The organism is Paraburkholderia fungorum, assembly GCF_046027215.1.
In the GTDB taxonomy this organism is placed as follows: domain Bacteria; phylum Pseudomonadota; class Gammaproteobacteria; order Burkholderiales; family Burkholderiaceae; genus Paraburkholderia; species Paraburkholderia fungorum_D.
In genome coordinates this window covers 2,945,631-2,968,585 of sequence record NZ_JAQQEN010000002.1, presented here as the reverse complement: position 1 = coordinate 2,968,585, position 22,955 = coordinate 2,945,631, and the positions used below count along the sequence as shown (strand labels likewise).

Here is a 22,955-nt window from a genome sequence, read left to right as displayed (position 1 = left end):
ACCACCTGGGTATGACGGAATCCATTTCTTCAGCTAACCTAACATTTTTTAATTGTATTGCCAGATTTGCTCTGCTCGCCAGCGATACGACCTGTTACCAGACGGTGGGTGACGTGACCTCCCGCTCGAGGTCTTCCGCGCCCCATCCATCATCAGTAAGTTGTCTTCGTGCTGCCTGTACAAGCGCAGCATTTCGACATTCGCAATCAAGCCATCGTGTAGGCCGTCTTGACCGTAGTGTAATGCTCCTTGGCGTACGTCCCTTGCTCACGGGAGCCATAGCTCGAGCCCTTCCGACCACCGAACGGCACGTGATAGTCGACACCCGCTGTCGGCAGGTTGACCATCACCATACCGGCCTCGCTGTTGCGTTTGAAGTGCGTCGCATACTTCAGCGAGCTCGTGCAGATACCCGAGGAGAGGCCGAACTCGGTGTCGTTGGCCATTGCGAGCGCTTCGTCGTAATCCCTGACGCGCACAATGTTGGCGACCGGGCCGAAGACTTCCTCGCGTGAGATCCGCATGGTATTGGTCGTTTCGGTGAAGAGCGCCGGCTGGAGATAGAAGCCAGGCGTCCCACGCTTCAGGAGCTCACCACCGAAGACCAGCTTCCCGCCCTCGTCCTTGGCGATCTGGATGTATCTAAGGTCCTGGTCGAGCTGGCTCTGGTCAACCACCGGGCCTATCTGCGTGCCTTGCTTCAGCGCGTTGTCGACGACAATGCCCTTCAGCCGCTCAATGCAGGCCTCGACGAAGCGGTCATGGATGCCGGCCTGGACGATCAGGCGCGAAGACGCCGTGCAGCGCTGACCGGTGGAGAAGAAGGCGCCGTTGACTGCAACTTCGACCGCCGTGTTGAGGTCAGCGTCGTCAAGCACGACAAGCGGGTTCTTGCCCCCCATCTCGAGCTGGACCTTTTTCATCGGGTTCGAGGCGATACACGCGGCCGCGACCTTGCGACCGGTCGAGACCGAGCCGGTGAAGGAGATACCGTGCACGTCCTTGTGTTCGAGCAGCGCCTGGCCAACAACCGAACCGCGGCCCATGACAAGGTTGAGCACGCCCTTAGGCAGGCCGGCGCGCTGGATGATGTCCACCAGCGCCCAGGTCGAGCCCGGCACAAGGTCGGCCGGCTTGATGACGACGCAGTTGCCCCAAGCGAGAGCCGGCGCCATCTTCCACGCCGGGATCGCAATCGGGAAGTTCCAGGGCGTGATCATCCCGATGATCCCTACCGCCTCTCGGGTGATCTCGACACCGACACCTGGGCGTACGGAAGGAATTACCTCACCACCGGTACGCAGGCATTCGCCGGCGACGAAGGCAAAGATCTGCCCGGCACGGGTCACCTCGCCGATGCCTTCGGCGAGCGTCTTGCCTTCCTCGCGCGAGAGAAGCCGGCCGAGCTCGTCCTTACGGGCGAGGATTTCATCGGAGGCCTTGTTCAGGATATCGAAGCGCTGCTGTGGCGTTGTACGGCTCCAGGCCGTGAAAGCGGCCTTAGCCGCGGCCACCGCATTGTTCACATCCGCCACGGAACCCTGGGCATACTCGCCGACAACGTCATTTGTATCGGACGGGTTGATGTTGCGAGTGACGTTCGTCCCTTCAAAGGATTCACCGGCGATAAGATTGGAATAAAGTCTCGACATAGCTTCCTCGATTGTCTTTTGTTGAGCCAATGCGTCAGTAGATTGGATCTAGAACGTGATGACGGTCGATCCCCTGGTCTTTCTACTTTCGACATCTTTATGGGCTCGAACGACTTCGTCGATCGTATAGGTTTGCCCAATCGGCACTTTTAAGCCGTTGCGTATCCTTTCGAAGAAGGCCATGGAATAGCGCAGCAGGTCCGGCCGGGTCCGCGTATAGTGAATGAATCGTGGGCGTGTCAGGTAAAGCGAGCCCAACTTGGCGAGTTCGCCGATGTCAAAGGGCGACGGGTCTCCAGACGAAGAACCGAAACTGACGAGCATGCCTCGAAATGCGAGGCTATGAAGGGAAGATTCAAACGTATCCGCGCCCACAGAATCGTACGACACGTCGACACCGCGCCCGGCCGTTAATGCACGTACACGCTCCGCGATATTCTCGACTGTAGAGACGATAACGTGGTCGCAACCGTGTGCGAGAGCGTGGGAGACTTTTTCCTGGTTCCCTACCGTACCAATGACGGTGGCGCCGATCGACTTGGCCCACTGACAGAGAATTGTTCCAACGCCGCCAGCAGCAGCATGAACCAATACGACATGCCCCGGCGCTACCGGAAAAGCATCTCCGATCAGGAATGCGGCTGTAATGCCATGTTGGAGAGCCGCGGCAGCGATCGTTGGTTCGATGTCGGCGGGAAGTTTCACCAACCGGTCAGCTGGGACAATCCGTTGTTCTGCATAGCTGCCGGGTGGAATGCCTGCATAGGCGACAAGGTCGCCCACGGCCAATTCCGAGCTTTCTGATCTAAGTTCTCGAATTACGCCGGAACCCGCAACGCCAAGGCCAGTCGGCAGGGGTAATGGGTAGTGCCCCTGTCGCTGCATGATGTCGAGATAGTTTAGACCGACCGCAATGTGCTCGATGCGTGCCTCGCCGGCCTCGATCTGGGCGCATTCTTCTTCGCGGATCTGCATGACTTCGGCATCGCCGAAGCTCTCAATCTTGACGACTTTTGGCATGATCTATGTCCCTAGAATCCCTTGACCGCACCACCGTCGACACGGATCATGCTCCCGGTCACGAAACTGGCGCGCGTCGATGCGAGGAAGCTGACCACGTCGGCAAACTCGTCGGGTCGGCCGTACCGGCCAGCGGGGATCGACGCCAGCATCGCTTCCGTGATTTCGTCAAGTGAACGGCCGTTCTGTGATGCATTTGCGCGATCAAGCTCACCCGTTCGATCCGTCTGAATACGTCCGGGCAGGACCATGTTCACCGTCACCCCATCCTTCGCGACTTCAGTTGCCAAGGTCTTGGCCCAGCCCGCTAACGACGATCTCAACATCGTCGACATAGCGAGATTGGGAATCGGCTGCACGACCGAAGTCGATGCGACGGCAATGATGCGACCAAATTTACGCTCCCGCATTCCAGGCAGCGCCAGCCGCGCGATTTCGACCACGGGTAGGACCATTGCGTTGAATTGGGCCGTCAGTGCATCGGATTCGACATCTGCGGCCAGGCGTGCCGGTGGACCACCCGTGTTGGTAACCAGGATATCGATGCCTCCGAGGGCCTCGTGAGCTTCGGCAAATATTTTCCCAGCGCCTACGTTTAAATCGCCACTTATTGCCGTAGCGCTTCCTTTACCCCGAGCATTAATAGAATCGGCCAAGGCCTGGAGCTGCTCACGATTTCTAGCCGTCAGCGCTACATTCGCTCCTTCTGCCGCAAGGCCTTCAGCGATTGCACGCCCTAGACCTCGACTCGATGATAGGACGAGTGCACGTTTGTCTTTTAGACCGAGATCCATCGCATCACTCCGTTGTCTTTGATATTTGCGAATCGCCAGATGCCGATGAGGCATCGCGGGCATTAGCCTCCGCCTCTGCAAGCTGAGCGATGATCTCCGCGCCGCGATTTGCAACCGGCATTCCGCCAAACAGATAGGCAAGACTGACGACGGCCTGCATTTCCTCCCAGGAGGCGCCGGCTCGTCGCGCTGCGCGCCCGTGTAATGAGGCAGCATCGAGGAGGCCCATTGACAACATGCCGAACAGCATCAGCTGCGACGTCTTCACGTCGAAGCAGGCTGGATACATTGCGTGCTGCCGAATCTCTTCCTGCAACTGGAGTAATTTTGAATCGAGTGCGCCGGTAACATTCAGCCGCGCAGCAATGCGCGGCGGAACGAATCCAATCAACTCTGCGTATCGCGCTCCGCGATCGTCGAGCGTTGTCTGCGGATCGCAGTAGGGCCCGATCTCATTCCGAACGACCGAGAAATCCAGGTTTCGCATGGTGCATTCCTTCAGGTTAGAAGCTACCCTTGCATCCTAGTCGGTCGAATCGACGAGGTCAATTAAAATCGATTTTATTGATTCAATCGATATTTTACGAAAAGTGTTCCAGGTAGACGATCTTTGAAGTGGGCGCGAGATTCCTCCCCCGTACTCGCAAGCACGGGGGCCGAGCGCGTCGCTCAAACTGAGCCTCTCTCGATCTCCTCGAGACTCAGCCCCGCTGTCTCGCGCAACACAAAAGCCGCAAAACAGCTTGCGAGGACACATATGCACGCAAACATGACGAACACGAAGCCAGCGCCTGCGCGCAACAGTGTTGGAAAACAGGAAGCCACGACGAAGTTCGTGAGAAACGTGCACATCGCGGCTGCTCCCATGACTTTGGCGCGCACCTTCATCGGCAGCAACTCCGGCATCAATACCCACACGAGCGGTCCCCAGCTAAATGAGAATGCAGCCTTGAACAAGGCCAGGGCGCCGACAGCGACGACACGCCCCGTTACACTCGTCAGACTTCCTGCACCAAAGACCCATGCAAGCGCGCCCATGCTGATGCCCATCACGAGCGCACCGCAGATCAGCAATGGCCGGCGCCCCACCGTGTCGACCACACGCGCCGCGAAGATTGTCATGAATATCGAAAGCAAGCCCAGCCCCACACTATTGAGAAGCGCAGCTGAATTGTCGAAACCTGCCGCTCGCAGGATAGTGGGCGCGTAGTAGACGACCGTATTGATACCCAATGCCTGCTGCAACACCGCAAGTCCGAATACGCTCACCAGTGTCCGGCGCAGCGCTTTCGATTTGAGCACGGTGCTGAATTTCGCTGAAGCGTGCGCGCTCGTCTGCTGGATCTGCTTTAACGCTTCCGCCGCTTGAACCGGCGTATTGGTCATAAGCAGAACGCTCAACGCTTCGTTGACCCTGCCCTTGCGTACCAACCAACGCGGCGACTCGGGCTGGACAAGCATGCCGAGTGTGAGCAGTATCGACGGCACCGCTGCAAGCCCCAGCATCCAGCGCCACTGGCCATCAGCGGCAAGCAGATAGCAGACCAGGTAAGACAGAAAGATGCCCGAAGCAATGGACAATTGATTGAGAGAGGCAAGCCCGCCGCGCAAATGCTTCGGCGCGATCTCTACAAGATAAAGGGGAACCTGAACGGACGCCGTTCCTGCCGCCATGCCGATCAGCACACGCACGCCAATCAATACGTAGGCGTTCGGAGCAGCAGACGCAGCCAGCGAAGTGACGAAAAACGCGAGCCCAGCGTACATGAGCAGCTTGCGCTGCCCGAGCCGGTCGGCGAGTTGACCAGTCGTGAAAGCACCGATCATTGCGCCAAACAGAAGCGAGCCCACCATCAATCCCTGAAGGTGTGGGCTCAACATCATGTCCTTGCGAATGAAGAGGAGCGCGCCGGCAATGACGCCGTTGTCATAGCCAAACAGAATGCCGCCGAGTGCACCGAATGCATAAATCATATACGCACGGTAGCGGGACGGTGTCGATAGATAGGTCAGTGATTGATTTTGCATTGATTTGCTCAGAGTCGGGATTTCGTTCGGACTGGAAACTCGATTGGTTCAGACGATCGCATCGGTCAAGCGGCCGACAGGATGTCCGGGAACAGGTGTCTGACAGGCGAATACCGCTCCGGCGAGTGGTTCTTGTTCGAGGCGCGACCGGTCCAATCCTTGACGAGCACTCGTGATGTACAGCGTCGTGAGATCTCGCCCACCAAAGGCGCAGGAGGTTGGCTGCGAAACCGGCACCGGTACAAGTGAATCGAGCTGCCCGGAAGGATGGAAGCGCGCGACGCATGAGCCCCCGAAGCGCGCGTTCCATAAGAAGCCGTCAGCATCGATAGCAAGGCCGTCCGGACGGCCCGGGGCCGCATCTGCCAATATGAACGGCAACCATGCGCCCGTGATACCGGTGCGCGGATCGAAGCGTGCTCGCTCGATTGTTCCCACGCGTGTATCCGCGAAATATGCCCACTGCTCATCCGGCGAAAAGCCGAGAGCATTCGGTACCGTGACATCCCGGCGCAACGTCTGCAGAACTCCGTTTGAATCAATGTGCAACAGCGAGCCAGTTGGCGTCAGCCCGAAATCTCGCATCGTTCCAAACCAGAGAGCGCCACTTCGATCGCACTTCACCTCATTGAGCCGGTGATTTTGATCCGGCAACTCAAAATGCCACGACATAGGTTCAGGCAAGCCGCCAGACGCTACGCGTACCAGCCTGTTCCGACCCATGACGCACACGGCGCCCCGCCTATCAAGGATGGCCCCCATAGCGCCTGACTCGAGAAATACTGAGTTCGTCTCCAACGTTGCCGGGTTGTGACACCGCAATAACCCCCGGCGTACATCCACCCAAAGCAGTTGATGATCCTCGGCACGCCAAACGGGCGATTCGCCGAGGATGTCCTCTGGCGTAGTGATTGTGGTGATGGCGCTTATCTGCCGCATTCTCATGCCCATCCATTGGTGATCATATTGTGAGTTGCGATAACGTCGGCCTGCCTCACACGAGGGTGACGTTGCATTTCTCAGGTTCGCGATTGAATTTCAGTCGGCGGATCGTCAATGAATCGAGTACCGCGCGATTGAGGCCGATACCGATGCCTGGCGCGGACGGGACGCGCATTCCCCCGTTTTTCGGGGCTGGCATCTTCGCGTCGGCGAGTGCGTCGAAATGCGGCGTCTCGTCGAACTGCATTTCCAGACGGCGGAAGTTCGGCACGAGCGCACAGATCTGGAGGCTGACTGCGTGCGCGACCGGTCCGCTGGGATTGTGTGGCGAGAATTCGACGTCGTGCGAATCGAGGAGTCGCGCAACCTCGAGCATCTCCGCCAGGCCGCCGACATATTTGATGTCGGGCATCATGACGTCGTAGGCGTCCGCCTTGAGAAATGGCAGGAAGCCGTCGACGCGAATGGCCTGTTCGCAGCCGGCAAGACGAATACTACGGCGGTTGGCAAATGAGCGAAGGGCGCGCAGATCCTGCAGGTTGTCCGGCGTTTCCGGGATCGGACATTCAAACCAGTAAAGCCCGTCACAAACGTCACTTGCAAGCACTTCACGCGCGACCGCGACGTTGAGTCGCCAATGACAATCCACCATGACCTCGACCGACCGGCCGACGGCATCACGCACGGCGGCGATACGTTCGAACGCGAGGTCGATCAGCTTGTGGTCCCCGTTCTGGTGACCGCCATAGAGCGACACGCCATCGAAAGGCGCGATCTTGAGCGCGGTGAAACCTGCGGCAGTGGCCGCCAGCGCACTCTCGGCAAAGCTGGCCGGCGCGCGCGAGCGCGTGCGCCGATTGATGTTGGCATACGTGGGGATGAACTCACGCACGGTCTGGCCAAGCAGTGCGGCGACGCTGCAACTGCGCGCCTGTGCTAACAGATCGGTGGTGGCGTGGCTGAGCGCGGAGACAACCGCTGCGCGCGGGAGGGTATCGAGGTTTAACGTCGACAGGAAAGGGCCGACCTCCTCGAGCCGCATATTCACGACGACCACGAACAGTTCGTTGGCCACGCGCAGCAACTCGCTGTCGTATCCCGTGAGGGTCGCTTCCCCGAATCCAGTCCTGTTCTGATCGTCGACCATTTCGACAAAGGCCCAGTGCGTCGACGGCGTGACCCGGGCGATGGACAGGGTGATGGAGTCAATACTGGCTGCTCTATTCATCTTCTGTAGAAGGACTGTAGTTTGCGTAATGTTGGGTGACCGTGTCGCCGGCAGCGATGAACGTTCAAGCGAGTGACGGTTGCGTGAATGGTGCCTGCGCCGTCAAAGTAGATTCCACGGTTTTGATCATATCTGATCATATACTCGGTCGTAAACCCGCTTTATCTCCTCGTTAACTCTCGTTTATGATCATATGCTAGGGATTGCCCCGATAGCGAAGATCGCAGCCGACGGCTTCAATAGCGCTAACCAACGGAGCAGATTCGCCATGTCACAGTCCACCCAGTTGCAGACCCATCGCTTGACGCCCCATGCAGGCCGCCGCGTTCTGATTACCGGCGCGAGCCTTGGCATCGGGCGGGAAGTGGCACGCCTCTTTGTGGCGGAAGGCGCCACCGTCGCCATCCACTACTCGCGCCAGATCGACGAGATGACGGGTTACGCAGGGGCCGCCGCGGTGCTCGTCAGCGACCTGCAAGCGCTCTCGCCACGCTCGGTCGGGCTCGATGTCGACCTCGGTGCGCCGGCAAGCGGCGCTCAGCTGGTCGAACGTGCGAGCGAGGCGCTTGGCGGCGTAGATGTACTGGTGGTTTGCGCGTCAACACAGATGCGCGAACGATTCGAAGCGATTACCGCGGAGTCGATTGCCAGACATGCGCGAGTCAACTTCGAAGCATCGGTCGAGATGCTGCAGGCAGCGCTACCGCCAATGGCCGCGGCCGGCTGGGGACGCGTCATTTCGATTGGCAGCCTGAACCAGACCCGGCCTGACCCCGAACTTGCCGTCTATGCCGCCATGAAAGCCGCGCATCACAACCTGATCCGCAACCTGGCGCGGGTACATGCGGCGGACGGCGTCACGCTCAACACGGTCTCGCCCGGGCTGATCTCTACGCCGCGTAACGCGTGGCGACGCGAGAACCTTGACGAATGGCACGACATCGAGCGCAAGGCGAATCCCATGCATCGGGCGGGTTGCCCCGAAGAAGTCGCCTCCATGGTGCTCCTGCTCGCTTCCGACGCAGGGGCATTCATTACCGGCGCCGATATCCCGGTTGACGGCGGCGCACACTTGTAGGCCCGAATCAAAGGCCTGAATCGCGGCTAGCCCGTGGCACGCAAAAAATTGAAACGGGCTCGCTGTTCATTTGCTTAGCACTACGAATAGGAAAACAAAATGAAGGCAGGAAGGCTGGCCGTGTACGGCTGTCTATTTGGTGTCGCCGGGGTGGCACATGCGCAATCTTCGGTGACGTTGAGCGGCATCATCGATGGAGGATTTGAAATCGCGCAGGTCGGCTCACTCAAGAGCAATCCGTCGAATCATCCGACGTTATATCGTTTCCAGAACGGCGACCTGCAGGCCAACCGCTTCATGCTGACGGGGAACGAAGACATGGGCGGAGGAATGAGCGCCCAATTCCACCTCGAGAATCAGTTCAACGTCAGCGACGGTTCGATCGCGGGCACCGGGCTGTTCACGCGGGAAGCGTGGGTCGCCTTGACGAGCAACCAGGGGACGGTCACCCTCGGGCGCTACCGCGCGCCGACCTTCTGGGTCTACCTGTTCGAGGACGCGAACACCTATCGTCTCGACAGTTATACGGCGCCGAACATCCAGCATCAGGCCATTCTTTCGCAAATTTTCGGCGCGCAGAAAACCAGCACGACACTCGGCGGAGCCTTTTCGGGACTCGGCGGATTCAGCAACAACTCCATCAGCTACCGGACGCCCGTGCTGTTCGGCGGCCTGACCTCCGAAGTCACCTACTCGAACGGTGCGAACGGCGTTCAGGACGATACTCAGGACGGCAAGAACCTCGGCGCCAACCTGATCTATGCACGCGACGGTCTCAAGGTCGGCTACGGCTTCAATAATTCCCACTACTACATCGACGGCGGGCTCACCAGCCTGAAGACGCACATCGTCGGCGCGACATACAACTTCAACTTTGCGACGCTGGGTGCCGACTACGTTTATGCAAGTGACAGCCTCGGTCGATTCGCCTCGTCCTGGACCGCCACTGGCGTCGCACCGGTCGGACCTGGACAGGTCAATCTGGGCGTCGGCCATATCAACAGCTCGCAAACCGGCGGCGTGGGCAGTGCCACGAGCTTCGATCTCGGATATGTTTACTTCATTTCGAAACGAACCCAGCTCTATACGCTCTACACGAGGCTCTTCAACAGTTCGAACAGCACCATCGGTCTTGCCAATCTGAATGCTGCGCCTAGCAACGTGTCGTCCTTTGCAAAGGTGACACCGGGCTTCGATCCTTGGGCGTTCGCGGTAGGACTGCGGACCGCGTTCTAACAGTCCGGCAGACAACAACGGTAATTGGCCGGACGCGGGCGGGCGGCATGTGCCTTTTGTCCGCGTCGAGTCGACAGACCGCCCGGATCGGCGGTCCTGAATCTGGTTTTGGAGAAGAGCATGACAACGATATCGGCACTTTCGCCGCAAGCCGCGGATCGCATCCGCGTCTGGACGCCACGGCTCGTGGCATTTGGAGAGTTCATCGACGGCTATGACCTGCTCGTGATGGGGGCCGCGCTGCTTTTTATCGGACCGCAACTGCATCTGACAGGCGGCGAAAAGGGCTGGCTGGCAGCCACGGCTTTCATCGGCACCGCGCTGGGCCTTGTCGTGTTCGGCGATCTGTCCGACCGGCTCGGACGCAAGGTCATCTTTATGTTGAACCTCGTTTTCTTCGTCATCGCGTCGCTGGCATCGGCCTTCGTGACCGACGTCTGGCAACTCATGATCGCGCGCTTTGTGATCGGGATCGCGGTCGGCATGGATATTCCCACGTCGCACAGTTTTCTTGCCGAGATTGCGCCGAGCGCGCGGCGCGGGCGCGTGGCGGGCTCGCTACCGAATCTGATGTGGCTCGGCGGTGCGATCGCGAGCGTCCTGCTGGCCTTGGCGCTGCAGCCCATTACGGGCGAAAACACGTGGCGCTGGCTGTTCGGTCTCGCGGCGATTCCTGCTCTAGCGGTGCTGATCGCCCGACAGTTCCTGCCGGAATCACCGCGCTGGTTGCGAGCGCACGGACGCACAGCTGAAGCGCGGGAGATCTTCCTGGCGCTGGGCATTCCTGAGCCGAAGGCGACGGTTGCACCAAAACGTGAGTACCGTAACCTTCTGACGGGCCAGGCACTGCGCCGCCTGTTGGCGGTCACCGGATTCTTCGCGCTCAATGGCTTCGCCGGTGCGGTCGCGACAATTGCGGGGCCGCTCGTCCTGGCGAGCAGCGGGCTGGGCACGAGCCGCTCCCTCCAGTTTGCTCTGGCCGGATTCTCGATCGGACTGATCGCCGTGTTCATCGGCTCGCTGATCATCGACAACGTGGACCGGCGCCGCATGGGCATCTGGACATGCCTTGCCGTCTTCGTGGCCGGTATGGGCATTGCATTTCTCGGCCCCTTGAACCAGGCCGCCCTGCTCGTTTGCTTCGTGTTGTACTCCATGCTGACCTGGTTCGGCCCAGGTGTGCTTTCGTGGGTATGGAGCTCCGAGGCGTTCCCGACCGAACTGCGCGCACTCGGCTCTGGCATTGCGCAGTGCGTGACCCGTCTCGCGATTGCGCTCAATCTGGTGCTGGCGCCCGTGCTCCTCAATGCCTATGGCCTGCGAGCGATCGCAATCTATTCCTGCGGCTACCTCGGATGCGCGTTGATCGCATTCGCCTCCCCCTTCCTGAATACGACCCGGCGCGAACTCGAGGACGTTTGACGCACGCACCTCGCACGAATAACGAGGAGTACCGGAACCCCATCTCCGCTCCGGTAGTTTGCCCCGACCATCGTCGGGGCATTTTTTTGGGCGGCTCGAACTCACCACTATCCCGAGCTTGTGGAGTGCGGCCGCGTGTGAGCCATCTTTGAGCCGCCTATGAACTGTACAGGGCGCCGAATGCGCGATACGGCGGCAATGCTGCATCGAACCCCTTTCCTCGCTTCGGCTAAACTACCACCAACAGCATCGTTCCGCGCAGGCTGGGTGAGCGGGGACAATGAGCGGGGACAATGAGCGGGGACAATGAGCGGGGACAATTTGAGGACGTCATGGTTCAGATACAGGATATTGAGCACCGGATCCGTGAGGACATCGTCGCGGGCGAACTCCAGTTTGGATCGCGCATCACCATTGCCGAACTGGCCAACCGGTACGGCGTCAGTCAAATGCCGATCCGCGAGGCGCTGCGCGGCTTGCACGGCGAAGGTCTTCTGGTTATCGAGCCCAATCGGGGAGCACGTGTTCGCTCGCTGGACAGGCATTTTGTGAGCAATATCTTCGATCTGCGCTGTTCACTTGAGATGCTGATCGTCCGCCAGATGGTGACCCGCTGCACCCCTGAGCATCTGCTCGAGATGGAACATATCGAAGCGCGCATCGAAGCGAATATCGAAGCAGCCGATTTTCCGGCCGTATTGAGTGCGAACCGCGAACTCCATCGACTGATCGGCGAGATCGCGCAGAATCCCGATGCCGTGACTCTGTTGAACAGACACTGGCTGCTGATCGCCGCTCTGTGGCGGCGCTATGAGTATGGTCCGGAGAGATTCTCCGGCGTAGTCGACGATCATCGCCATTTGCTTGCGGCCATCCGCGCCCAAGACGTCGAGGCGGCCGTGATGCTAGCTGGCGCGCACGTCGTGAAAGCGAAACAGGTACTGCTGGCGAAAATGCCGAAAGATCCAGAGCCCGAGGCAGGTCTTCGCAGACGTCGCAGATCGACGGTTGCCGCTGAAGAAGTATCGCAGTAGCCGGCCTTGACTTCGCCACTGGACTGCATGCCATTTCGGCGGTAGTGCGGGGCGTCGTCAAGTGAGCTGGGCCACAACCCACTTATCAAACATGATCGCGTCATTGCAAACAGATCAAATATAAATTCGCAATCTGCAATCGCGTCATCAATCCCACGCTTCGTTTGCTCGGCTCGGCTCGGCACGCCTGTCTGGAGCCGCATTGCCACTATTTGGTCGCGTCGCCCACATCGTAATCAAAGCCGTCACAGCCCGCAGTTTCGTCGTATGGTTGACGAATCAAGAATCGACTACTATGAAACTGGCCCTGTGGGAAGAGTAGTCCCACTACAGCGTCGTCACTCATCCGCACAGGATTTTTTACCCATGCTCGGAGATGGATCATGAACGCCAGAATGCTCGTTTTCTTTCTTGGAATAGTGACGGCGGCCGCCATACAGCCTGCTTCCGCTCAACCCCAGGCACAGTCGCCGATGACGACGACCGCGCAATGCGACTCTGTGAGCTTCGCCACTGGCACACCGGAGAATCGTGCTGCCTGTCGCCGCGTGTACTCGCATCAAATGCGCAGAAACGGGGACCGGGTGCCGCAGTGGGCCGTCGACTATGAGTGGTGAGCAGCGGACGTTCGCGAAGCCAGATCGGACGCACGCCTGCCCATGGGCAGTGCGGCGTCCACACATCAGTGAAATCGATCCAACGGGATCGGGACCTGGCTGCTTGATCTGAAGGTTATAGAGACTGTCGCAAACCGCTGCTCCTCCCGCAATCGCGACAGCAGCCTCCATGACTTCTAATTCAAACCCACCCGTTGGAACATCGTTGCGGGTACAACCTTCGCGTTACCTGTCACTGCGGCGAGAAGTGAATTGCCGTGATCGAATGCGCAGGGAAAGTCCACTGGAAACTCGAGCTGCCGACGTTGGCCGTCTGATCGACCAACTGTACCGTGTTCGGCGCCAACGGCGAGTTTTCATCGGTGATCGACGGGGACGCGAGTGTCTCCACCACCGCCGTCGTGCTATGCGCGAGGTTGGTCGGCTGAACCGTCGCTGTTACCGGATTCTCCGGATCCTGGTTGATGACGATCAGATAACCGTTGCCGGCTGCGTCGCGTGATGCGATAGGCACGATCGAACTGAGGACGTGGCCGCTCGTAAGCGTGCGCGTGGGATTGCTCGTCACCTGGCTCGCCATGAGGGTGGGGCCGCTATAGTGCTTGAAGAGCTTCATTGCCAGAGCGGCAGGGGTGGCGATTGTCGTTGGGCCGGGACCGCCGAACAGGACGTTATCGGGGTAACTCACGCCAGTGTTGACCGGCGCCGCGCTGAACGTGTAGTCGGTGAGGGCATGACGTTCGGCGCCCGGAACGCTGTTGTTCATCCACGCCGTTAGTGCAAGGCCCTGGAAGACGGCTTCGCCCATCGAGCGCAGAAAGTGGGGGGCGTAGCCCGGGCTCGCGCCGTTCATCCCGTACTCGCTGATCAGGATGTCAATGTGGGACGCATTGCTTCCGGCCGTATTGTTGATGTTCGTCCTCATCTGTTTGACGTTATAGGCGAGCTGCCCCATCCCGAGCATGCTCTCGCCGAAGTAGTCGTCGATGTTGGTGGGCGTGGTCGGACTGTTGGCGTACTCGTGCATGACTGCACAGTCGTACGGGTTGGTCGAGCCGAGCACGTTCGGTACGCCGGTCGATGCGCACACCTTGACCGACGGATTGATTGCCTTGATCGCCGTGTAATACGCATTGAAGCCGTCATGCACGCCGGACTGGTACGTCTCTGTGATCTTGTTTCCGCTGTGAGGGACGGCGCCATGCACGCCGTCGCCGAAGGTGATCGTGCCGGATACAGGATTGAAGGCGTAGACCTGATCGCTCGGTCCCGCAGTGGACAGACTTGCAACGGGGGTCCATGCCGTTCCAGCTACGAAGATAGTCTGCGAGTTCGGCACGACTGGCGGGTACATCGTGTAAAAGGTCTGGTTTTGCGCACCCGTGCTGAGGGCGGCGGAGGACTGCCAGCTATCGAGTCCGACAACCTGTTGATTGGAAAAGCTCGTTGCGCCCCCGTACGAGTATAGACACGGCACCTTGTTTGACGAACACGACGCATTAATGGTGACGGGCGTGCCACCCATCCAGTAGTACTCGCCCCCAACATCCATTTCGTTGCCTATTTCGACGTACGCGATGTTGTACGGCGCCGTGTGTCCGTTCGCGGCACGCAGCGCGGCCCAGTCGACGCCGTCGACGACGCCGGAGCCCTGCGGTGCAGTCATGTACGCGACAAAGTGCGCGGCATCGGCGGCCGTTGAGGTCGCGAAGTTGACCATGAGGTTGCCGACCGTGCCGGTCTGGTCAAGCAGATTGCCGAACTCGTCCGGACCGAAGGTACTTTGAAGTGGAATCGGGTAGGCCTGATTGCCGTTCACCTGATTCTTGCGCTGCGCCTGCGGGCCGATGGCATTACTCCAGCGGTACGTATTGGCCATGGTGCCGCCCGGGAAGCGCAGCATGGTGATACCCGTGTCCTGGATCTGCGAGACGAACGTCGGATAAGTGATGCCGGTAGTGGGGTCCGCGCTGCCGCTGGCGTTGACGCCATAGCGGTGATTTGCACCAAAGAGATTCGGGTAAACGGTACCCGGCGATGGTGCATTGGCGTCAAAACTGATGACAGGCTGCGTTTGCGCGAATGCGCTCGTTGCCGTCGCGAGGCACCCGCAAAGTGCCAACTTTCGAATCTTCATCAGGCATCACCTTTATGGATGACGATACTTTCTGTTCGGAACCGCATGATCTGCGTGCGGCGGGGGAAATAAATAAGGATTACTTAGCTGCTACGTGAGACCGGGTCCCCTCCGGCAAAGTGCTGTTGCGGATTGGGCGGGCAAATGTCCGGCGCAAGCAGGTCGACAACTCAGCAGACCACGCGCGAAACCGACGATCTGCCGCGAACATGCCTCGCGCCGCACCTTTCCGTCAGGTTAGTTCATATATGATCAAATACTGCCGTACAGCGGCGTTCTAACTGTATAAAAAAGGCCGTATATGATCAATATAGGGCAAATACCGAGGGGTGGTCTGAGTGAATAAGTCTGACACGCCGGAGTTGGCGGGGCTGAAGCGGGGACCGGAGGGGGCAGACAAAGCGAGAAAAGCTGAATCGTCTCGCGCGGAAAGTCGACGAACGTCCGTCTAAGCGACGAAAAGCCGCTCAACATCAAAGCGATCCATGGAGGGGATGCGAAACGTGTTGATACGCCTAATACACGGCGTCTGCTCCTAAGCGTAAGGAGAGACTGCGCGTCGAAAACGAGCGATTTCTGGCGTTGTCGACGCACGCTGCTGGATTCAATTCGGTAACACGTTGGCGGGCGGGCGTGAAATCAGTTTAGCGTTAGTCGAAGGGGGCAAATGCGTGGCGTGCGTCTGCACCACCTCTGTTTTTGCAAACGGAAGCGTAGTGCTCGCCAGAAGCTGGCGTCCAGCTGGAATGATTTGAACCCCGATAACTATCCCCAGCAATCCCACGAGAGCCACCATTGGCGGCGCCGGCGAGCGTACACGAATCAGGCTGTATATCGCGCCGGCCAGAATGCCACCAAGGAGTGAGAGAATGTATGGCTTCATCAGCTGCTCAGCATGCGCTGTTACGTCAGGTCTTCGCCGGGACTGGAGCGAGAGACTCATGCTTTGTTTCGGTACGCTGGGGGGCGTTATGAACCCTCGTGTAGGCGTAGTCGACGCCCATTCCGTATGCGCCCGAATGCTCCTTCACGATTTCCATCACTGCGTCATAGGTTTCTTTGCGCGCCCAGTCGCGCTGCCATTCGAGCAGGACCTGTTGCCACGTGACAGGGACGGCGCCGGCCTGGACCATTCGCTGCATTGCAAAGTCGTGCGCGTCTTTCGACGTGCCGCCGGATGCATCGGCGACCATGTAGATTTCGTAGCCGCCTTCGAGCATCGCGCAAAGCGCGAACGTCGTGTTGCAGACCTCCGTCCACAGGCCGGACACGACGACTTTGTTCCGGCCGTTCTTCTTGAGCGCGTCGCGGACCTTCTGGTCGTCCCACGAGTTCATCGAGGTTCGCTCCAGAGTGGGCTGGTCCGGGAACACGTCGAGCAACTCCGGGTACGTGAAGCCGGAGAAGCTTTCGCTTTCGACCGTCGTGATAGTCGTCGGGATATTGAAAGCCTTCGCCGCCTTTGCCAGTCCGACCACGTTGTTCTTCAGTACTTGCCGGTCGATTGACTGGACGCCAAAAGCCATCTGAGGCTGCTGGTCGATGAAGATGATCTGGCTATTGGCGGGAGTAAGTACCTCCAGTTTCTCTTGGCTCATGATGTCCTCTCGTCGTATGAGGTTTCAACAAAACGTCGCGCCAGACCTGAGCGTCAGGCAAGCCCTCGCGTTATCTAAAGACTCCAGGGACTACGTGTTTCTCGCTGGAAAAGCAGGACATGAGCAATGGCGTCTCGTGGTCCAGAATTAGCATAGTTCACATTGCCCGGATGTGAAGTTGTCGATAGCGATACTAGGGTTTTTTGTATGGGATCGATGCTAACAAGACGCTTTTCTTTGGAGATTGAAAGTCCTAAGCTGCTATGGCATCGAAAGAAATGCAGCCCGCAGGTCGCTGGGTTCTGCTTATATTTTCGGTCGGTGAGTGTACTTCTCGGAGGATTCCATACGCTGTCCGGACGGGCGTCCTCTAACGCCCGGGCATCAGTCGTCGTATCGGTGCAGGTGCTTTTTCCGGCTTGGTCATCATCGTCGCGAGTCGTGCTTGCGGTGTACCAGAGGAGGGTTGGTCGATGAAGGCGTATGTGCTTTCGCTGCTGGCTGGAATCCTGGTAGGCGTGGTCTATAGCTTGATCGGCGTGCCGTCACCGGCGCCTCCTATCGTCGCCCTGGTGGGCCTTCTAGGCATACTCGCGGGCGAGCAAATTTTCCCGGTTGCAAAGAAGATGCTTTCCGGAGCCAACTTTCGTGTGGCCTGGAAGGAAGAGCATTGCAACCAACATCTGTTTGGGTCTTTGCCTGGCCGGAACTCGGGAAGACCTGGACCCATGGCGGGAGTATCGTCTGAGGAGAAACGTTCATGACGTCTCATCAAGATGCGCCGGACTTGATTCTTCTTAATGGCCGGTTCACCACGTTAGATCAATCGAAGCCGACTGCCACTGCGGTTGCTATCAAGAACGGTAAGTTCATTGCTGTCGGCGCCGACAGCGAGGTCAGTCAGCTCAAATCCGATAGCACGCGCACGGTCGACCTGAAGGGACGCTCAGCGCTTCCGGGATTAATCGACAACCATCTCCACATCATCCGAGGCGGCCTGAATTTCAACATGGAGCTACGGTGGGATGGTGTGCGTTCACTGGCGACTGCCATGGAGATGCTCAAGGCGCAAGTTGCTATCACGCCGCCGCCTCAATGGGTACGTGTCGTCGGCGGATTCACGGAACACCAGTTCGACGAGCGTCGCTTGCCGACCATTGAGGAACTGAACTCCGCAGCACCGGACACGCCGGTTTTCATGCTGCACCTCTACGACCGCGCGCTGCTGAACGCCGCGGCGCTGCGAGTAGTGGGCTATACGAAGGACACACCTGAGCCCCCAGGAGGCGAGATTGTGCGCGATAGCGCGGGCAATCCGACGGGGTTGCTGCTGGCGAAGCCCAACGCGGCTATCCTCTACGCGACGTTGGCGAAGGGCCCCAGGCTTCCTCCCGAATATCAGCTGAACTCGACGCGGCATTTCATGCGCGAGCTGAACAGACTGGGTGTCACCGGGGCCATTGATGCCGGCGGCGGTTTCCAGAACTTCCCGGAAGACTACGAAGTCGTCAGGAAGCTCGACGCTGAGGGACTGCTGACCATCAGACTGGCCTACAACCTGTTCACTCAAAAGCCCAAGGGGGAGAAGGAAGACTTCCTCAACTGGACGAAGACGTCGAAGTATAAGGACGGGAGCGACTATTTCCGGCACAACGGCGCAGGCGAGATGCTCACGTTCTCGGCGGCGGACTTCGAGGACTTCAGAGTGCCGCGTCCGGACATGCCTCCGGAAATGGAGGGCGACCTCGAAGGCGTCGTCCGCGTGCTCGTGGAGAATCGCTGGCCGTGGCGTATGCATGCGACGTACGACGAGACCATCACTCGTGCGCTCGACGTGTTCGAGAAGGTAAACCGCGACACGCCCCTCGCCGGCCTGAACTGGTTCTTCGACCACGCGGAAACGATTACAGAGAAGTCGATGGACCGCATCGCAGCGCTCGGCGGGGGCATTGCAGTCCAGCATCGGATGGCGTACCAGGGCGAGTATTTCGTCGAGCGATACGGTGAGAAGGCGGCTGAGGGCACGCCGCCTGTTGCGCGAATGCTCGAGAAAGGCATTCATACGTCGGCGGGGACCGACGCAACGCGAGTGGCGTCCTATAACCCATGGGTCTCCCTTTCCTGGTTGGTGACCGGCAAGACGGTCGGCGGCATGCGCATTTATCCTCAGCGCAACTGTCTGGACCGTGAGACGGCCCTGCGCATGTGGACCGAAAAGGTCACCTGGTTCTCGAATGAAGTCGGCAAGAAAGGGCAGATTGCAGTTGGCCAGCTCGCGGACCTTATCGTCCCTGACCGCGACTTCTTTGCCTGCGCCGAGGACGATATCGCTGGCACATCCTCTTTGCTTACGGTCGTGGGAGGCAAGGTAGTGTATGCGACTGGCGAATTCGCCTCGCTGGACGATAGTCCACCGCCTCCCGCGATGCCTGACTGGTCACCGGTGCGAAAGTATGGCGGGTTTGCCGCCTGGAAGCAGGGCGGCGACTCCGGCGCGCCGCTTCAGCAGGTGGCGTCCACAGCATGTGATTGCGCGCGCGCTTGCGGCGTGCACGGTCACGACCATCGGCGCGCCTGGCTCGGCAATGCGCCGACATCGGACTACAAGGGTTTCTGGGGAGCGCTGGGATGCGCGTGCTGGGCGGTCTAGGTGGCTCGGAGGGCTGATTGCCTACTTCGTGATGGCCACCTATCTGGCCAGCGGTGAGCGGCGCTCTCGCGTCTAAAAAAACAGGACAGGAAACTCACTATCATGCGTAACGTTCACTCTCTCGGTGTCGCCGTTGCCGTTGCTTTCGGCCTCGTTGCGACTGCCCCGTCGATTTCTTTCGCAAAGGCAAACCTCGGCACGCCGCAGTCGGCGTCCTTCTCTGTTGGGACGCAATACGACACCACTCACGTGTATGTGGCACCGGAGGATTTCGACAAGTTCACGGACAGCTTCGTCGCCACGTTCGGCGGTCACAAGTCGCAACAGGGCGTCTTTCAGGTGACGCCGACGCCTAGCCAGACGATGTCTCAACTGGTCTTCACGCCGGTAGGCACTATTTCGGTATTCGGCTTCAAGACGCCGATTCCGTATCCTTTTGGTGACGAGCGTACCGGCTACCTCGTCACGGACATGGACGGCGCGATGAAATCGGCGAAGGCTCACGGTGCCGATGTTGTGGTCGATACGTTCCCGGACCCGATTGGGCGCGATGCAGTGATCTCGTGGCCGGGCGGCGTGCACATGCAGCTCTACTGGCACACGCAGGCTCCAAACTACCAGCCGCTGGAAACCGTTCCGGAGAACAGGGTGTACGTCTCGCCGGCACGCGCTAACGCACTTATCAAGAACTGGGTCGCGTTCTCGAACGGGAAGGTCCTCTCCGATAACCGTAGCGCGCCGGGCGTTGAAATCGGGCGGCCTAATGATACCTTCCGGCGCGTTCGGCTGACGTCGGGTTTCGGGAACATGACCGTCTTCGTGACCGACGGCCATCTGCCGTACCCATATGGGCACGAGATGACCGGGTATGAAGTAAAGGATTTCGATGACACCATGAAAAAGGCGCAGGCCGCCGGTGTTTCGGTTCTCGTGCAGCCTTTCACGGCGGATCAGCGAGAATCTGCAATCGTCCAGTTCCCGGGAGGATACATCGCGGAAATTCACGCCACCGCGAAGTAGGACAGCGTCACGACGAAGACAGAGCGCCGATAATTGAGAGGCCAATCCTCGCTAACGCTTCTCTACAGGGTGCTCAATGAATCACGACAATTTGCTCTCCGCGACCGCTGGTTATGTCGACACGCTCAGCTTTGTCTCGCTGTTCGGGCTGTTCACCGCGCACGTGACGGGGAACTTCGTGCTCATTGGTGGTGGCGTCGCCGGGTATGGGCAAGGCATCTTCCTTAAATTGATGGCGTTTCCTGCTTTTATCCTTGGCGTTGCACTGAGCAGCTTCATCATCCGGGGCCGCAATCCCGAGACCCCGATGCGCGGCGCGTGCATGCTCTACGCCGTGCAGGCGCTTCTGCTTCTGGCGTTCTGCTTTGCAGGTGTCAATCTCGGACCCAGGTTCAGCCCGGAAAGTTGGGCAGTGGTCGTGTGTGGGATGATTGGCGCGGCCGCGATGGGTGTCCAGAACGCCCACAGCCGTCTTGTTGCCCGGCCGGGTGTGCCGAATACCGTCATGACCGGAAACGTGACGCAGGTCATTCTCGATGTGCTTGACCTGTGTTCGCCACAGGTTGCAGCAGACACCAAGGGGGCTGTGCGAACGCGCGTTGCCAAAATGCTTCCAGCGATCGCAGCGTTCGGGCTCGGCGCCGTCGCCGGTGCTCTCGCTTACAGAAACTTTGGCTTCTGGGCCCTTCTGTTGCCGGTAGTCGGGCTCGCCTGGCTGGCAATGCACGCGTGGATGCGCCGGAACGCGGTAGGTGAGCTTGCCTCTTGATACCTTCTCCTGCGCGCGCACTCGCTGCGCGTGCTACAGGGGGCAGCATCGACGGTGCCTTGATGGCATCTGAAGAGTGTGAGGGATATGCGGTGGCGGAGGACTCCGCTCCATAGAGGCCGGAAGAACAATGTTTGACAGGGCGGGAGGCCCGGTGAGATGCAACTCGCGGCGTATATAGGGATTGCCGTTGCAGGGCTTACGCTCGGGTTCTGTGACGACACCCGCGCGGATAACGAAGGGCCGACATCTGAGCAGACCAGCACGCCGACACAGACGTGTGACGCGAAGCGGCCGGTCGTGATGTTCAATCGCTGGCAGGAGGATTGGTCCGTTCTCAAGAATCCCTGTGTCCCGCGCGAGCCACTCGACGGCCTGAAATACATCCCGCTCGGAGGTGACCCATATTCGTATCTGTCGCTGGGTGCCAATTTACGCGAGCGCTTCGAGTTCAGCGGGACACCGCTTTTCGGGCTCGGCTCGGCAGGCTCCGATAGCTACGTGATTCAGCGAGCACAGGTTCATGCTGACGCCCGCATCGGCCAATATCTGCAATTTTTTGTCCAACTCGAGGACGCAAGAGCCTTCGATAAGGACCTGGTGAAGACGACAGACAAGAATCCGCTCGATCTGGAGCAGGGGTTTGTTGCCTGGGTGAGTCCGCTCGGCCCGGGAACAATAAAGTTGCGCATTGGGAGGCAGGAAATGGCCTTCGACTTGCAGAGATTTATCTCTGTGCGTGACGGTCCAAACGTGCGCCAGGCATACGATGCACTATGGGCGGACTACGAGTACGAGAAGTGGCGGTTCATCGGCTACGCGACGCGGCCGGTTCAGTACCGCGACATTTCGGCATTCGACGACACGTCTAATCGCCATTTGACCTTTAGCGGTGTACGTTTCGAACGTCAGGGCGTTGGACCCGGCGACCTGTCTGGATACTATTCGCTTTACACCCGTGCCGGTGCGCAGTTCATTGATGCGCAAGGCGATGAGCATCGCAATGTATTTGACCTGCGATATACGGGGAAAATCGCTGCCACGGATTGGGACGTGGAGTCGATGTACCAAACGGGCCACGTCGGCGACAAGACGATTGCCGCATGGGCGGTTGGCTCGCTGTTCGGCTACACGCTCAATTCTCCGTGGAAGCCGCGGTTCGGTTTGCAGGTTGATGCGGCATCCGGTGACCGCCATTTGAACGACGGCCGCGTTGAGACCTTCAATCCGCTTTTTCCGAACGGTTATTACTTCACGTTGGCGGGCTACACGGGGTATGCCAACCTCATCCATGTGAAGCCCTCGATTACGCTCAAACCATCCAGCAAGCTAGCCTTGCTGTTTGCCGTTGGATTCCAATGGCGGATGACTACGAACGACGCCGTTTATCAGCAGGGAAGTGCTGTCGTCCCGGGTACTGCTGGCCATGGGACGCGATGGACTGGCGCCTATGCACAAATACGTGCCGACTGGACGGTGGCGACCAACCTGATTGCCTCCGTTGAGGCCGTTCATTTCCGGGTTGGAGATTCCATCCGCGAGCTGGGCGGGAGCAACTCCGACTATGTTGGGCTCGAAATGAAGTATGGGTGGTAGTGTCGCGCGGGGCGAGGATCGGGTGCCGTGTCATGCGGAAGGAAAGCGTGCTCCTACCCCAAGCGCCCAAACATTTACTTGACATCTAAACTATCGAGGCCTAAATTACCCTCCAGACCCACATCCACCTGAGG

19 protein-coding genes are annotated in these 22,955 nt (G+C 59.1%); 9 read left to right on the top strand and 10 right to left on the bottom strand.

Annotated elements, in window-relative coordinates; all coding sequences use genetic code 11:
• Nucleotides 1-206: 206 nt before the first annotated feature.
• The 7 genes from PQR27_RS33710 to PQR27_RS33680 form a co-directional block, all read right to left on the bottom strand.
• Entirely contained in the window at nt 207-1,652 is a 1,446-nt protein-coding gene (locus PQR27_RS33710) for an aldehyde dehydrogenase family protein (protein ID WP_408527868.1), read from the bottom strand.
• Nucleotides 1,653-1,700: 48 nt separating this feature from the next.
• Complete coding sequence (locus PQR27_RS33705) at nt 1,701-2,672, bottom strand: quinone oxidoreductase family protein (RefSeq protein WP_408527867.1); 972 nt, start codon at nt 2,670-2,672, stop codon at nt 1,701-1,703.
• A gap of 11 nt (nt 2,673-2,683) precedes the next feature.
• On the bottom strand, nt 2,684-3,466 hold the full coding sequence (locus PQR27_RS33700; protein ID WP_408527866.1) for an SDR family oxidoreductase: 783 nt from the start codon (nt 3,464-3,466) through the stop codon (nt 2,684-2,686).
• A 4-nt stretch (nt 3,467-3,470) separates the two neighbouring features.
• Nucleotides 3,471-3,953 carry a carboxymuconolactone decarboxylase family protein gene (locus tag PQR27_RS33695; RefSeq protein ID WP_408527865.1) on the bottom strand — a complete coding sequence of 161 codons (483 nt, stop codon included), beginning with the start codon at nt 3,951-3,953 and terminating at the stop codon, nt 3,471-3,473.
• 182 nt (nt 3,954-4,135) lie between these two features.
• Nucleotides 4,136-5,494, bottom strand: coding sequence for a sugar porter family MFS transporter (locus tag PQR27_RS33690; protein WP_408527864.1), 1,359 nt, complete (start codon nt 5,492-5,494; stop codon nt 4,136-4,138).
• Nucleotides 5,495-5,542: 48 nt separating this feature from the next.
• Nucleotides 5,543-6,433, bottom strand: a complete 891-nt coding sequence (locus PQR27_RS33685; RefSeq protein WP_408528386.1) for an SMP-30/gluconolactonase/LRE family protein — start codon at nt 6,431-6,433, stop codon at nt 5,543-5,545.
• A 55-nt stretch (nt 6,434-6,488) separates the two neighbouring features.
• Nucleotides 6,489-7,664 carry a mandelate racemase/muconate lactonizing enzyme family protein gene (locus PQR27_RS33680; protein ID WP_408527863.1) on the bottom strand — a complete coding sequence of 392 codons (1,176 nt, stop codon included), beginning with the start codon at nt 7,662-7,664 and terminating at the stop codon, nt 6,489-6,491.
• Nucleotides 7,665-7,932: 268 nt separating this feature from the next.
• Here PQR27_RS33680 and PQR27_RS33675 point away from each other — a divergent pair, with 268 nt between their 5' ends.
• The 4 genes from PQR27_RS33675 to PQR27_RS33660 all read left to right on the top strand — a co-directional run bounded on the left by PQR27_RS33675 (nt 7,933) and on the right by PQR27_RS33660 (nt 12,434).
• Nucleotides 7,933-8,742, top strand: coding sequence for an SDR family NAD(P)-dependent oxidoreductase (locus tag PQR27_RS33675; RefSeq protein ID WP_408527862.1), 810 nt, complete (start codon nt 7,933-7,935; stop codon nt 8,740-8,742).
• 99 nt (nt 8,743-8,841) lie between these two features.
• Entirely contained in the window at nt 8,842-9,978 is a 1,137-nt protein-coding gene (locus tag PQR27_RS33670; RefSeq protein WP_408527861.1) for a porin, read from the top strand.
• A gap of 120 nt (nt 9,979-10,098) precedes the next feature.
• Entirely contained in the window at nt 10,099-11,400 is a 1,302-nt protein-coding gene (locus PQR27_RS33665; protein WP_408527860.1) for an MFS transporter, read from the top strand.
• Between the two features lie 293 nt (nt 11,401-11,693).
• A complete protein-coding gene (locus PQR27_RS33660) occupies nt 11,694-12,434 on the top strand; it encodes a GntR family transcriptional regulator (RefSeq protein WP_408527859.1) in 741 nt (246 codons plus the stop codon).
• A gap of 849 nt (nt 12,435-13,283) precedes the next feature.
• Here PQR27_RS33660 and PQR27_RS33655 read toward each other — a convergent pair.
• The 3 genes from PQR27_RS33655 to PQR27_RS33645 all read right to left on the bottom strand — a co-directional run bounded on the left by PQR27_RS33655 (nt 13,284) and on the right by PQR27_RS33645 (nt 16,786).
• Nucleotides 13,284-15,188, bottom strand: coding sequence for an alpha-L-arabinofuranosidase family protein (locus PQR27_RS33655; protein ID WP_408527858.1), 1,905 nt, complete (start codon nt 15,186-15,188; stop codon nt 13,284-13,286).
• Nucleotides 15,189-15,792: 604 nt separating this feature from the next.
• Entirely contained in the window at nt 15,793-16,071 is a 279-nt protein-coding gene (locus PQR27_RS33650) for a DUF1427 family protein (protein WP_408527857.1), read from the bottom strand.
• Between the two features lie 25 nt (nt 16,072-16,096).
• Nucleotides 16,097-16,786 (bottom strand): hydrolase, encoded by a 690-nt coding sequence (locus PQR27_RS33645; protein WP_408527856.1) that lies wholly within the window; start codon nt 16,784-16,786, stop codon nt 16,097-16,099.
• Between the two features lie 473 nt (nt 16,787-17,259).
• Here PQR27_RS33645 and PQR27_RS33640 point away from each other — a divergent pair, with 473 nt between their 5' ends.
• From PQR27_RS33640 to PQR27_RS33620, 5 genes are all read left to right on the top strand, one after another.
• Nucleotides 17,260-17,550: a XapX domain-containing protein gene (locus PQR27_RS33640; RefSeq protein WP_408527855.1), complete on the top strand. Its 291-nt coding sequence runs from the start codon at nt 17,260-17,262 to the stop codon at nt 17,548-17,550.
• A complete protein-coding gene (locus PQR27_RS33635; RefSeq protein WP_408527854.1) occupies nt 17,547-19,436 on the top strand; it encodes an amidohydrolase in 1,890 nt (629 codons plus the stop codon). Before PQR27_RS33640 ends, PQR27_RS33635 begins: the two co-directional genes overlap by 4 nt.
• Before the next feature lie 102 nt (nt 19,437-19,538).
• Entirely contained in the window at nt 19,539-20,456 is a 918-nt protein-coding gene (locus PQR27_RS33630; RefSeq protein ID WP_408527853.1) for a VOC family protein, read from the top strand.
• Between the two features lie 76 nt (nt 20,457-20,532).
• The gene (locus tag PQR27_RS33625) at nt 20,533-21,225 is read left to right on the top strand and encodes a YoaK family protein (RefSeq protein ID WP_408527852.1); all 693 of its coding nucleotides are present in this window, start codon (nt 20,533-20,535) and stop codon (nt 21,223-21,225) included.
• Nucleotides 21,226-21,384: 159 nt separating this feature from the next.
• The gene (locus PQR27_RS33620; protein WP_408527851.1) at nt 21,385-22,821 is read left to right on the top strand and encodes an alginate export family protein; all 1,437 of its coding nucleotides are present in this window, start codon (nt 21,385-21,387) and stop codon (nt 22,819-22,821) included.
• Nucleotides 22,822-22,955 lie beyond the last annotated feature (134 nt).

Coding starts and splice junctions, on each gene's coding strand:
- PQR27_RS33710 (WP_408527868.1), bottom strand. CDS start 1,652: ATGTCGAGACTTTATTCCAATCTTATCGCCGGTGAATCCTTTGAAGGG.
- PQR27_RS33705 (WP_408527867.1), bottom strand. CDS start 2,672: ATGCCAAAAGTCGTCAAGATTGAGAGCTTCGGCGATGCCGAAGTCATG.
- PQR27_RS33700 (WP_408527866.1), bottom strand. CDS start 3,466: ATGGATCTCGGTCTAAAAGACAAACGTGCACTCGTCCTATCATCGAGT.
- PQR27_RS33695 (WP_408527865.1), bottom strand. CDS start 3,953: ATGCGAAACCTGGATTTCTCGGTCGTTCGGAATGAGATCGGGCCCTAC.
- PQR27_RS33690 (WP_408527864.1), bottom strand. CDS start 5,494: ATGCAAAATCAATCACTGACCTATCTATCGACACCGTCCCGCTACCGT.
- PQR27_RS33685 (WP_408528386.1), bottom strand. CDS start 6,433: ATGCGGCAGATAAGCGCCATCACCACAATCACTACGCCAGAGGACATC.
- PQR27_RS33680 (WP_408527863.1), bottom strand. CDS start 7,664: ATGAATAGAGCAGCCAGTATTGACTCCATCACCCTGTCCATCGCCCGG.
- PQR27_RS33675 (WP_408527862.1), top strand. CDS start 7,933: ATGTCACAGTCCACCCAGTTGCAGACCCATCGCTTGACGCCCCATGCA.
- PQR27_RS33670 (WP_408527861.1), top strand. CDS start 8,842: ATGAAGGCAGGAAGGCTGGCCGTGTACGGCTGTCTATTTGGTGTCGCC.
- PQR27_RS33665 (WP_408527860.1), top strand. CDS start 10,099: ATGACAACGATATCGGCACTTTCGCCGCAAGCCGCGGATCGCATCCGC.
- PQR27_RS33660 (WP_408527859.1), top strand. CDS start 11,694: ATGAGCGGGGACAATGAGCGGGGACAATTTGAGGACGTCATGGTTCAG.
- PQR27_RS33655 (WP_408527858.1), bottom strand. CDS start 15,188: ATGAAGATTCGAAAGTTGGCACTTTGCGGGTGCCTCGCGACGGCAACG.
- PQR27_RS33650 (WP_408527857.1), bottom strand. CDS start 16,071: ATGAAGCCATACATTCTCTCACTCCTTGGTGGCATTCTGGCCGGCGCG.
- PQR27_RS33645 (WP_408527856.1), bottom strand. CDS start 16,786: ATGAGCCAAGAGAAACTGGAGGTACTTACTCCCGCCAATAGCCAGATC.
- PQR27_RS33640 (WP_408527855.1), top strand. CDS start 17,260: ATGAAGGCGTATGTGCTTTCGCTGCTGGCTGGAATCCTGGTAGGCGTG.
- PQR27_RS33635 (WP_408527854.1), top strand. CDS start 17,547: ATGACGTCTCATCAAGATGCGCCGGACTTGATTCTTCTTAATGGCCGG.
- PQR27_RS33630 (WP_408527853.1), top strand. CDS start 19,539: ATGCGTAACGTTCACTCTCTCGGTGTCGCCGTTGCCGTTGCTTTCGGC.
- PQR27_RS33625 (WP_408527852.1), top strand. CDS start 20,533: ATGAATCACGACAATTTGCTCTCCGCGACCGCTGGTTATGTCGACACG.
- PQR27_RS33620 (WP_408527851.1), top strand. CDS start 21,385: ATGCAACTCGCGGCGTATATAGGGATTGCCGTTGCAGGGCTTACGCTC.